The sequence below is a fragment of the Paenibacillus pinisoli genome, assembly GCF_003605435.1.
GTDB classification, from domain to species: Bacteria; Bacillota; Bacilli; order Paenibacillales; family Paenibacillaceae; genus Pristimantibacillus; species Pristimantibacillus pinisoli.
The window spans coordinates 159,515-171,624 of sequence record NZ_QXQB01000001.1; the positions used below are offsets into that span (position 1 = coordinate 159,515).

Sequence of the window (12,110 nt, forward strand, 5' to 3'; positions counted from 1 at the left end):
TCTGTTAACCAAACTGCCAGCCGAGCAGGTTCCAGTGATAGAAGAACAAGCTCATTACAATAGCAGCCAGTGCTGTGAGCGAATAGTGTACCCGCTTCATCACCGTCCAATATTTTTTTCTCCACGCCCATGCCGCAGCGAGTACCATAGCTATCGACAACACGACGAGCAGAAGCGGCATGAACAAGTAGAGCTGCAAGGATGTTGTGATCCGGCTAAGCCGATCGACCAAATCCATATTCAATACGATAACAAAGGTTGCCGCGCAAGTCATCAGCGCCCAAGCGGCGGTAGCGGCCGATAGACGCGATGCCCATCTCTGAGGCTTGGGCATCGCCCGAATGGCGCGTATTCGGGGGATGAACCCGAGCACGGTCGTGACGAACACGGCTGCCGATAATGCTAGCAAAGGCAGCCAGAGACTCGTACGGTTGATAAGAGGCGTCCGTTCAAGCGGTTCGGATGACAGGAAATCCATAAGCAGATGTGTAACCTGTCCTGAATCATCCGTTCTGAAGCCGATTTGATTCGTCCCTCCGACAGCCTGGAATAGATTCGGGCCAATCGGAGCAAAAATCTGCTGCTCCGCTCCGCTGCCGATTGTGAGCCTATTATCGGCCACGCTGATGCTGATCTGTGCCAAAAAGCTGTAGAACTTATCAATATCCGTGTGATTCCGGCGCAAAAACTGATACGAGCCCGCATACTTCTGCAGGTCTTGTTCAAGCTCAGCCGCGACAGAAGGGAAGCTGTTCTCCCCGACTGGAAAATAACGATTAAAGAAGGCCTGCGACATCTCGCTGGCAGCCGTCCCTCCTTCACCGCCGCTATATGATACAAAAATGCCAAGTCCTTGATCCGGCACAAGATACAGCTCCGTATTGAACAACGGATCGGCGCCTCCGTGCGAGATGATGCGTTGACCGTTCAGCCTCAGCTCATAGAAGCCAAGTGCCATACCTGGCAGACGTTCGTCGAACTGAAAGGCAGGCGCATGCATCACTTTCGCCGTCTCCGGTTTAAGCAGCCGTGCCTCCCCATACTGCCCGTTCTGGAGATGGGCAATCATGAAGCGGGACATATCCAGCGCCGATACTGAGCCCGATCCCGCAGGCCGGAAGCCCCCTTCGAACGTAAGCGGCTTGGCAGCGAACCGGCCATTCTCGCGCGCATATCCGACAGCCGCATAAGGCGCCAGCTCTGCCGGCACAGGCTCATGAACCGTTGCATACTTCATGCCTAATCTATCGAAAATATTGCGCTGGATATAATCGTTATAAGCGATTCCGGAGACATCTTCAACAATTAATCCGGCCAGCGCCGTCCCGTAATTGGAATACGCAATCATCTCGCCGGGCGGCATGACACGCGCAGGCATATGCCTCGTGAGCGTCTCCGCAATGGATACCGGCAGCTTCGCCGGATCAGTCGTAATCTGATAGCCTACGCCTCCATCCTCAAAGCCTGCAGTATGGGTCATCAGATGGCGCATCGTAATCGGCTCTTCATAAGTTGCCGGAATGCGCACCTCCTTCAAGTAGGTGTTGATATCCTTATCCAGATCAATCTTTCCCTGTTCGACCAACTGCATGACAGCCGTCCATGTGAACAGCTTCGTTGTAGACGCAATCCGAAATAAACTTTTCTCGGGATCAACCGGCTTGCCCTCTTTTATATTGGAGTAGCCATACCCTTTCGCAAGCAAGCTCTTTCCGTCCTTTACGATGGAGATTACCGCACCGGGAATGCTCATATTCTTCAACTGAATTTCCATAATTCCATCGACGAACGCTTCCAGCCGGGCGGCATCATTCAGATCGGGCGCTCCGCCTTGACCTCCTTCGGCCGGCTTCTTTATCACTGCGGATGCCTCTGCAGACGCAAGGGCAGGCATACCTACTATACTTGCAACAGTCCATACGATCAGTAACCCTACGATCAAACCTTTTAAAGACCACTTATTCTTGGATGCAGTCATCATAAACCCTCCAGCATTCATTGAAGTGCGGTTCGGAGCTCCGACTCTCTGAAGCGAGCTTATCACAGTAATATGAATGGAGAGTGAACAGACGAAAAAAGACACCTTCCCTGGCAGTCAGCAGACTGAAGGAAGGTGTCCTTGTGATTAGCAGCCATATATTCGATGAGAGCAGCTATTCCGCATATTGCCTCAGCAGCTTCGCTGTCGTAACCGTTTCTTCCAAATCCTCTTGCTTGATGATGCCTTTCGCTTCCCAGCATGCGATGCATTTCTCTTCCGTGTCGCACTTATGGGCCTCAGGGCAAGTGTAGCAGTATTTGATCATATTTTCTGTCACAACGTTAACTTTGATGTTCGTTGCCATATCGCATGACCTCCCGCTAGTATGAAGCTTTTGTTCATGTCTCGTATTTAATAATCCAGCTTGCTGAAAAATCTCTCGATTTCCACTTTGGCATTGTCCACGGAGTCGGAGCCGTGAATGACGTTGGCTGCAACATCGAGACCGAAGTCGCCGCGGATCGTGCCTGGAGGGGCTTCCGCCGGGTTCGTCGGACCGATCAGGGAACGAGAGTTTTGAACGGCGCCTGCTCCTTCGATAATCATGGCGAATACGGGCCCGGAAGTGATATATTCCACCAATTCTTCAAAAAACGGCTTGTGCCTCAGATGCCCGTAATGCGCCTCCGCTACTGCTCTATCGACTGACTTCAGCTCGGCTCTTACGAGCTTCAGTCCTTTTTTCTCAAATCGATTGACGATTTCACCGATTAGTCCCCGTTCTACGCCGTCTGGTTTGATCATCACAAATGCTTTTTCGCTCATCGTCGTATCCTCCTTGGTGCTTACATGCGGCAAACTTGCTTCGGACAGTTCTCGCAATGGCAGACTTCCCGCAAATAGGCGATATCTTTGATGACCATATGGCCATGTTGATTACTAATTATACCATCTTTCTTCAGCTCGCTGAGCATCCGGTTGACACTTTCACGCGTTGCGCCGATCATATCGGCCAGCTCTGTATTGTTGATTTTCAGATCGATGAAGATGCCGTCTTCCGTTTCTGTGCCATACGAATTGCTAAGCCTTATAAGCAACGAGCATAAAGCTCCGGTTTTGCCGAACATAATCAAATCGCGGAATTTCGTCTGGGTCAGCCTGTGCATGAGACCCATCCATTTCATAAACTCAATCGCCAAATCGCTGTTCTGCCACAGCAGCACCTCAAGGTCTTTCCGCTGAATGACGCCTACCTTGACATCTTCTGTAACCTCGGCGCTGAAGTTGTGCACCGAGTCTTGGAACGGGTCCATCTGACCGATCAAATCGCCCTGTTGATGGAGATACAAGGTTAACGTCCGGCCATTGTCAGCCGACTTCGTCGTCCGGACACGTCCCTCCATAATGTAATAGAGATGATTGGCCGCGTCGCCCTCCCAGAATAAGCAGCTGCCCTTCTCGAAATGCCTGATGTACATAATGCCTTGCAGCTTCTCGAAGTTCTCTTCCGACAGCAGGGGCGCCAGTCCTTCCGGTTGCCTCACCTTCATACCCATTTTGTTCCTCTCCTTCCGAGCGGTTCTTATACTCCTATCATACCGCCAGACGGGTCAGGGGAACATCGGGGGGTTCACTGATCTTTTGAGGGAAATATCCCCTATATGTTGGAAGGGTCCCTGCTGGCATGATCAGGAAATAGACCTACAGGAATCCGTAATCGGCCCGCTTGCCTTATGCCAGCAAGGAACCGCGCTCCCTGGCATCCTCAATAATCCCTTTGGCGCGCGCAACTTCCCGCTCCGTCGGGGCTTGCACATCATTCAGCGTATATTCGCGGCCCAGCTGCTGCCACTTGTATACGCCCATCCGGTGATAAGGAAGCAGCTCCAGCTTCTCGACCGATGCCAGCCTGCCGACAAATTCGCCTAGCGCCTGAAGATCGGCCCCATGATCCGTCACGCCGGGGATCAGCACATGCCTGATCCACATCGGCTGCCGGCGGACCGAAAGCCACTGCGCAAATGCGATAATCCGTTCATTGGGCTGAGTTGTCAGCCATTGGTGCTTTTCTCTGTTCATTTGCTTCAGATCAAGCAATACGAGATCTGTGTACCGCATCAGCTCTGCCGCATGACTCGTCTCGCAAAAGCCTGAGCTGTCAAGCGCGGTATGCAGTCCATACCTTTCCTTGCATGCCTTGAACAGTTCGGCGACGAAGGGAGCCTGAAGCGTAGGCTCCCCTCCAGTCACCGTTATTCCCCCGCCTGACGCCCGGTAATAGGGCAAATAAGGTTCAATCTCCTGCAGGATATCATCAACGGTTACTTGCCGTCCGCCGGAAGTGTCCCAGGTGTCTGGATTATGGCAGAACCGGCATTGCAACGCGCATCCCTGCATGAACAAGACAAAGCGTATGCCTGGTCCGTCCACGGTTCCGAAGGTCTCGATGGAATGAATTCGGCCTTTCATGCGGGTCACGCTCCTCTCTTGGTGACGTTCACCTCTTAGACCTCGCCGTGGAAGGTACGGCTGATGACGTCCAACTGCTGCTCCCTGGTCAGTCTGATGAAGTTGACGGCATAGCCCGATACGCGGATCGTCAGCTGCGGGTATTGTTCCGGATGCTCCATGGCGTCCAGCAATTGCTCGCGGTTGAAGACGTTCACGTTCAGATGGTGGCCGCCGCTTAAGGCATAGCCGTCCAGCAGCGCGGCAAGATTGGTGACGCGCTCCTCATCCGCTTTGCCCAGCGCCTTCGGTATAATCGAGAATGTATTCGATATGCCGTCAAGGCTATGCGTATACGGAATCTTTGCGACCGATGCGAGGGAAGCGAGCGCTCCCTTGCGGTCCCGGCCATGCATCGGGTTCGCTCCAGGCGCGAACGGCTCTCCAGCCTTGCGACCGTCAGGCGTGCTGCCGGTTTTCTTCCCATATACCACGTTCGATGTAATTGTAAGCACCGACATGGTAGGGATTGCGCCGCGATACGTCTTATGCTTGCGCAGTCGGTTCATGAAGTTCTCCGCAAGCCCGACGGCGATATCATCCACCCGGTCGTCGTTGTTGCCGTATTGCGGGTAGTCGCCTTCAATCTCGAAGTCTACCGCGACGCCCTGCTCGTTGCGGATCGGACGCACCTTCGCATATTTGATTGCGCTCAGACTGTCGGCCACAACGGACAGGCCGGCGATGCCGCAAGCCATTGTCCGCACGATATCCCGGTCATGAAGCGCCATCTCGATCCGTTCATAGCAGTACTTGTCATGCATATAGTGTATGACGTTCAGCGTATTCATGTACAGCCTCGCTAGCCAATCCTGCACAATATCGAACTTCGCTTTCACTTCCTCATAATCAAGCACATCCGCAGTAATCGGCGCAATCGCCGGTCCGATCTGCTGGCCAAGCTTCTCGTCCACGCCGCCGTTGATCGCATACAATAACGCTTTTGCCAGGTTGGCGCGGGCGCCGAAGAACTGCATTTGCTTCCCGATCCGCATGGCTGATACACAGCACGCGATGCCATAATCGTCGCCGAAGTGCGGCCGCATCAGATCATCGTTCTCGTATTGGATGGAGCTGGTCTCTGCCGATACGCGGGCGCAATAACGCTTGAATGCCTTCGGCAGCTGAGTCGACCAGAGCACCGTCAGGTTCGGCTCAGGCGCAGGACCCAGATTATAAAGGGTATGAAGGAAACGGAACGAGTTTTTCGTCACTCGCGTCTTGCCGTTCAATCCCATGCCGCCGAGCGCTTCCGTCACCCATGTCGGGTCGCCGCTGAATAACTCATTGTAATCCGGCGTGCGCAGGAACTTGACGATCCGCAGCTTCATCACAAAGTGATCGACCAGCTCTTGGGCTTCGCTTTCTGTCAATGTACCTTCTCTCAAGTCGCGATCGATATAGATATCAAGGAAGCTGGACACCCGGCCAAGGCTCATTGCCGCGCCATTCTGCTCCTTGATCGCGGCCAGGTAAGCGAAGTACAGCCACTGCACCGCTTCCTTCGCATTCCCGGCAGGCGCTGACAGATCATAGCCATATGTCGCAGCCATCTTCTTCAGCTCTGCCAAGCTGCGGATTTGCTCGGACAGCTCTTCACGAAGCAGGATGACCTCTTCCGTCATTGAATCCACTTCCAGCTGAAGCAGCTCCTCCTTCTTCGCGGCAATCAGCTTATCTACGCCGTACAGCGCAACGCGGCGATAGTCCCCGATAATCCGCCCGCGTCCATATGCGTCCGGCAAGCCAGTTATGATGCCTGCTCTTCTTGCCGCACGCATCTCTGTCGTATAGGCATCGAATACGCCTTGGTTATGTGTTTTGCGAATCGTCGTGAACAGCTCCTCAAGCTCGGGAGCCAGCTTATAGCCGTAAGCATCGCAAGCGTCCGCTGCCATCCGGATGCCGCCGAACGGCTGGACCGCACGCTTCAGCGGGGCGTCCGTCTGCAAGCCGACAATCTTCTCTTTGGACTGATCAATATATCCCGGCGCATGCGACGTTATAGACGACACCGTATTTACGTCAATGTCATGCACGCCGCCCCGCTCGCGTTCTTCCTTAAGCAGCTTGCTTACTTGCTGCCATAACGCTTCTGTGTTCTCCGTCGGACCTGCTAGGAAGCTCTCATCGCCATCATAAGGCGTAAGGTTGCGTTCGATGAAGGACGGAACGTCCACTCCCTTCCGCCAGCTTCCTGCCACGAATCCGCGCCAGGCTTCAGGTGTGCCGGACCGGTCCGTGATTTGCTTCTCTGTCATTGCCATATGAAACACCTCCGTTATAAGGTAAGAATACGCCTCTGCCGCACGCTTCTCTATGACATTGCTCACAGCCCGCTAACACGATTTCATCGCGCTGCGCACTAGGCGTTCGTAATCTTCCTCCGTCTGAATCGATTGAACGAATCTACTCGGGATGCCGTTCTCCTGGAAGAGCCACTCACTTCCTTTTTGCCATTTGATCTGATTAAGCAAAGCGGACTTGCTGGAATAGCCGCCCTTCAGCAGCTTCTCGATCGGCTCCGCACTGGAACGGTCGTAGACGCCATGCAGCGGGTAGGCTTTGCCCTTGACCCACGGGATAATGGCGTCCGCACCCTCTTGCAGATGCGAAAGCAGAAGCCTCGCGGCATCAGCAGATGGAAAAGGCATATGGCAGCCCAGCAGCCACACATGGCGGTGTCTTGCAAGCGCAAGTCCGGCATGCATGCCGCTGAGCAGCCCATGACCGATAAAGTAATCGGTTATGATGCGGATATCCCGGTCAACAACGCGAAGAAACGGCTGCGGATCGTTCGTCACGATCGTAATCTCGCTGCAGCAGGCCTGCATCTCGCGGATTTGCCGATAAAGCATAATTTCCCCGTCCACCTCCAGGAAAGCCCGGTTGCGACCGTTCATGCGGGGGTGATTGCCGCCCGCCAAAATTACGCCTGACATCATCATAATTGCTCCTCCCATCTAATAATGGATGAAAAAGGAGCTGCCGACCCTTGCGAATCGGCAGCTTCCCTGTTCTCTTAAAAGTTGCCGTAGAATGCATTGCGGTAGACGTCCGCAAGCTCCTTCACCAGCGGCATTCTCGGGTTCGCAGTTGTGCACTGGTCCTCGAATGCCCGGTCTGCCAAATAATCGACCTTCGCCTCGAAGTCGGCCGGATCAACGCCAAGCTCCTGAAATTTCTCCGGGATGCCCAGCGACTGGTTCAGCTTGCGTATCGCTTCGATCAAGCTGTTCACGCCTTCTGCCGTCGTGCGGGCAGGCAGGCCCAGCATGCGGGCGATATCCGCATACCGCTCATCGGCGACGAAGTGGCTGTATTTGGGGAACGAAGCGAACTTGGTCGGCTTCTGCGCATTGTAGCGAATGACATGCGGCATCAGAATCGCATTCGTCCGTCCATGAGCCGTATGATATTCGCCGCCCCATTTATGCGCCAAGCTGTGGTTGATGCCCAGGAATGCATTCGCAAAGGCCATGCCGGCAATTGTCGAAGCATTATGCATCTTCTCTCGGGCCAGCGGATCGGCGGTATGATACGACTTCTCCAGGTTCTGGAACACCAGCTTGATCGCATGAAGCGCCAGTCCGTCCGTATAATCGCTCGCCATGACCGACACATACGATTCAATCGCATGAGTCAGCACATCCATGCCGGTATCAGCCACTGCGGTCTTCGGCAAGCTGTAGACAAATTCAGGATCGATAATGGCGACATCCGGCGTCAGCTCATAATCAGCCAGCGGGTACTTGGTATGGCCTTCCTGCTTGTCGGTAATAACCGCAAACGACGTAACCTCCGAGCCGGTGCCCGATGTCGTCGGGATAGCTACAAACTTCGCTTTCTCGCCCAGCCTTGGATACTTATAGACACGCTTGCGGATATCGAGGAACTTCTGCTTCAGCGAATGGAAGTCGGTCTCCGGGTATTCATAGAAGAGCCACATCGCCTTCGCCGCATCCATCGGCGAACCGCCGCCCAGCGCAATGATGCAGTCTGGCCTAAAGCCCTCCATCAGCCGCGTTCCGCGCTCCACCGTCTCCACCGACGGGTCAGGCTCGACATTGGCGAACACTTCAATCGATACCGGGGAGGTCCGCTTCCTGAGGTAGTACTCCAGCTTCTCCACATACCCCAGCTTCACCATCATCTCATCGGTAACAACGAGCACACGCGAGATGCCAGGCATCTTCTCCAGGTATTGCGTCGCGCCCTTCTCGAAGTAGATTTTCGGCGGAATCTTGAACCATTGCATATTGACTGTCCGATATGCTACTCGCTTGATGTTGAGCAAATTCACAGCCGTAACGTTCGAAGTCGTCGAGTTGTGGCCGTACGAGCCGCAGCCCAGCGTCAGCGACGGCAGGTTCGTATTGTACAGATCGCCGATTGCGCCATGCGTCGAAGGCGAGTTGACGATCACCCGGCCCGTCTTCAGCCGATCCGCAAAGGCTTGAATCACTTCGTCATTCTGCGAATGGATAACCGAGGAATGGCCGAGGCCGCCGAAGGCGACAACTTCCGCTGCCCGCTCAATGCCTTGCGTCGCTGTCTTCACTTTGTAGCACGCCAGCACAGGGCTCAGCTTCTCGGCGGACAGCGGGAACGCAGGGCCTACGCCGCCAAGTTCAGCAACCAGAATCTTCGTCTCTTGCGGCACATCGATGCCGGCCATCTCCGCAATCTTGGCCGCCGGCTGCCCGACGATAACTCCGTTGACCGCACATTTCTCGCTATTGATCACCAGCTTCGATACCGCTTCTGTCTCGCTCTTGTTCAGGAAGTAACAGCCGTTCTCCTTCATGAGCTTGCGCACTTGGTCATATATCGGCTCTTCAATAATGACGGCTTGCTCTGAAGCGCAGATCATTCCGTTATCGAAGGTTTTGGACAAGATAAGGTCGGTAACGGCTTGACGCAGATCAGCCGATTGCTCGATGAAGCAAGGCACATTGCCCGGCCCGACGCCTAGCGCCGGCTTGCCTGTGCTGTATGCAGCCTTCACCATAGCCGACCCGCCTGTAGCGAGCACAAGTGCCACATCCGGATGATTCATAAGCTGCTGAGTCGCTTCCACGGAAGGCGTCGCTATCCACTGGATACAATGAGCCGGAGCACCGCTTGCCACCGCTGCTTTCAGGAGCGTCTGGGCTGCCGCCGCGCTGCAATTCTGCGCGGATGGATGGAAAGCAAAGATAATCGGATTGCGTGTCTTCGTCGCGATAAGCGCCTTGAACATCGTTGTGGAGGTCGGATTCGTCACCGGCGTCACACCGGCGATTATGCCTACAGGCTCAGCGACCATCCGATAGTTCTCATAAGCGTTCTCTTCAATGACGCCCACAGTCTTGTTGGACTTGATGTTGTGGTAGATGTATTCTGTCGCAAAGATGTTTTTGGTCATTTTGTCTTCATAGACGCCGCGTCCCGTTTCTTCCACCGCCATTTTCGCCAGCTGCATGTGCTGATCCAGTCCCGCCAGCGCCATCGCCTGGACAACTCGGTCAATCTGCTCCTGTGTCATGGACAAAAAGGCTTCTTGCGCGGCTTTTGCCCGTTCGACCAACTGGGCAACTTCCTCAAGAACTGCACTTTGAACATCTACTTGGCTTGCTTTTACCGCCATAGGTTCCTCCTCCTTGGAGATCGTCATTTGGGATTCTCTATCTCCTTGATGACCTTATCTTAACGGAATGAAGCTTAGAAGACGGTGACATAAATCACAATAATTTGGTAATTTAAATATTTTTTATGAGAATAAATAATCCAGGTCGGTCAAAATTTCCTCTGCCAGCGGGAAGATCAGCTCTTCCTCCATCTCAAAGTGCCCAGTCAAGATCAAGCAGCCTTGCGTCAACTGATCGCAGCCATCCTTCAGCAGCTTCATTAGCGTCAAGTCAGGACGGCCCTTATCCAGCATCAGCATACCGATCAGCGTACGGCTGGATTGCAGGAAGGAATCAAAAAATTGCAGCGCCAGCTCATGGTCCTTCTCCAGCACCCATAGGGACGGCAGTATCGTCGGCTCATCTTTCTTGTCATAATAGCGCGAGAATACAGGGAACAGCTCTTCATCCTCCCACTTCGCATGGCGCTCCAATTGTTGCAGCAGCTCTTCCGCTTGCGCACGAAGCTCTTTCAGCAGCTTCACCGTTCCGTAATCGCCGTGGCTGGATGCCACTCTCGCGCTAAGCTCGCCCAGTGAGGCACAGCTTGCTTTCAATTGCTCATGCTCCGCCTGAAGTCGAATAGCCAGCTGCATGAATGCGCTTGGCCTCGCAGAATCGTTGGGGTCCAATTTCACTGCTTTAGACGGGGTATGGAACATCATATCCACCTCCATATTTAGTTCAGTCAGCTCATTGTCCCTTGTAGTATAAAGGCTTCACAGCGGCTTCGCTGTGAGATAAATCACCATCTTGAGTGACAAAAAAAAAGAAAGCTTCTCGCCATTGCGACAGCTTTCTTATTGGACAAACTCCTATTCACTTACTGTCGCCCGTCAAGCGTGCGAGGTAACCGGAAACGCAGATGCTTGTGATGGAATGGCAGGGCGGGCTTGACGAATAAGGCATCGTCCTCACTGACCACCAGTTGAACCTGAAGCTCCTTCCATTCCCCATCCGGCGCAAATAGTTAGCTGAAGATTCTTCCTATTCGATTCCCTTAGATAAGGCACTCTTCCAATCTGTATTCCGTAAGATCTCAGCTTCATCGCCGGCAAAGGCTGTCATCGCTTCGCGGTCATCCATAAGCTGATACCGCATCCATGCAGTTAAATATCCTCTGTGCTTGCCTCCGTCGTCCTCAATGGCGGTATGCGCGGCCCCTTTCGCCATTGCCATCATTACTGGAATGTCCGGGTTAGCGTTCTCCAGCGCCAGCTTATTGGAAGAGGTTGGCGATACGATAAAATCACGGGTTCCCCCCATGACGAAAAAAGGAACCTTCAGCGCCGATGTATCATAGATATCCTCTGGATCGCACCACTTTAAATCCGGCAAAGCAATGGAGACGACGGTCTTAATGGCCTCACCGCTGCTGTGATTCGTATGGGCGTTGATGACACCTGTGGAGCCTTGAGAATGACCAGCGGCAGCAATTTGTTCCGTGGCGATTCTCCTATAGAACGGGCTTGCTGGATCGCTATTCTCGATTAACATATAATCAATTGCACCGGCAATTTCTTCACCGGTTCCCGTAGTAGTGCTGAACGTGTCGATGACTACAAATCCCCATGAGGCCAAATGGCGGAACAACCCGTCATACCGCTCAGGCAAGGCGTCTGTCCCATTGCCCCATGCAATAAGCGGATGTGTCTGCCCCGAATCTTGCGGATAATAGAGCATATATCTGCTTTCTCCTTGCTCATCCTTAATCTCGATCGATTCCACTTGATATTCTCCTGCTCCTGCATACTTCGCCTCGATTGTTCCTTCTTTATAAGTGACCGGAACAGAGTTGATAAGAAAATACATCAAGATGGTGAAGGCCAGCACGACAAACAGAAGAAAACCTAGTATCCCCTGTGTCCATTTGCTGCGCATTCCTCTCTTCATTCGTTGCAGCATCATGATTCAACTCCTCGTCCCTATGTCTCTCTTGTTTATTTGAATAG

General features: G+C 53.4%; 10 protein-coding genes. All 10 read right to left on the minus strand.

The window, feature by feature from the left end; translation table 11 throughout:
• Positions 1 to 4: 4 nt before the first annotated feature.
• Positions 5 to 1,861, minus strand: coding sequence for a serine hydrolase domain-containing protein (locus D3P09_RS00795; protein ID WP_243643863.1), 1,857 nt, complete (start codon positions 1,859 to 1,861; stop codon positions 5 to 7).
• A 292-nt stretch (positions 1,862 to 2,153) separates the two neighbouring features.
• On the minus strand, positions 2,154 to 2,345 hold the full coding sequence (locus D3P09_RS00800) for a hypothetical protein (protein WP_120106291.1): 192 nt from the start codon (positions 2,343 to 2,345) through the stop codon (positions 2,154 to 2,156).
• A 47-nt stretch (positions 2,346 to 2,392) separates the two neighbouring features.
• Positions 2,393 to 2,806, minus strand: a complete 414-nt coding sequence (gene ndk, locus D3P09_RS00805) for a nucleoside-diphosphate kinase (RefSeq protein WP_120106294.1) — start codon at positions 2,804 to 2,806, stop codon at positions 2,393 to 2,395.
• Between the two features lie 20 nt (positions 2,807 to 2,826).
• A complete protein-coding gene (locus D3P09_RS00810) occupies positions 2,827 to 3,537 on the minus strand; it encodes a Crp/Fnr family transcriptional regulator (RefSeq protein ID WP_120106297.1) in 711 nt (236 codons plus the stop codon).
• 175 nt (positions 3,538 to 3,712) lie between these two features.
• Positions 3,713 to 4,450 (minus strand): pyruvate formate-lyase-activating protein, encoded by a 738-nt coding sequence (pflA, locus tag D3P09_RS00815; protein ID WP_120106300.1) that lies wholly within the window; start codon positions 4,448 to 4,450, stop codon positions 3,713 to 3,715.
• 35 nt (positions 4,451 to 4,485) lie between these two features.
• The gene (pflB, locus tag D3P09_RS00820) at positions 4,486 to 6,756 is read right to left on the minus strand and encodes a formate C-acetyltransferase (protein ID WP_120106303.1); all 2,271 of its coding nucleotides are present in this window, start codon (positions 6,754 to 6,756) and stop codon (positions 4,486 to 4,488) included.
• Positions 6,757 to 6,828: 72 nt separating this feature from the next.
• Positions 6,829 to 7,437, minus strand: a complete 609-nt coding sequence (gene mobA, locus D3P09_RS00825) for a molybdenum cofactor guanylyltransferase (protein ID WP_243643864.1) — start codon at positions 7,435 to 7,437, stop codon at positions 6,829 to 6,831.
• 74 nt (positions 7,438 to 7,511) lie between these two features.
• Entirely contained in the window at positions 7,512 to 10,118 is a 2,607-nt protein-coding gene (gene adhE / locus D3P09_RS00830) for a bifunctional acetaldehyde-CoA/alcohol dehydrogenase (protein ID WP_120108433.1), read from the minus strand.
• Positions 10,119 to 10,241: 123 nt separating this feature from the next.
• Entirely contained in the window at positions 10,242 to 10,823 is a 582-nt protein-coding gene (locus tag D3P09_RS00835) for a hemerythrin domain-containing protein (RefSeq protein WP_120106306.1), read from the minus strand.
• Between the two features lie 322 nt (positions 10,824 to 11,145).
• Positions 11,146 to 12,066 (minus strand): poly(ethylene terephthalate) hydrolase family protein, encoded by a 921-nt coding sequence (locus tag D3P09_RS00840; protein ID WP_243643865.1) that lies wholly within the window; start codon positions 12,064 to 12,066, stop codon positions 11,146 to 11,148.
• Between the last annotated feature and the right edge of the window lie 44 nt (positions 12,067 to 12,110).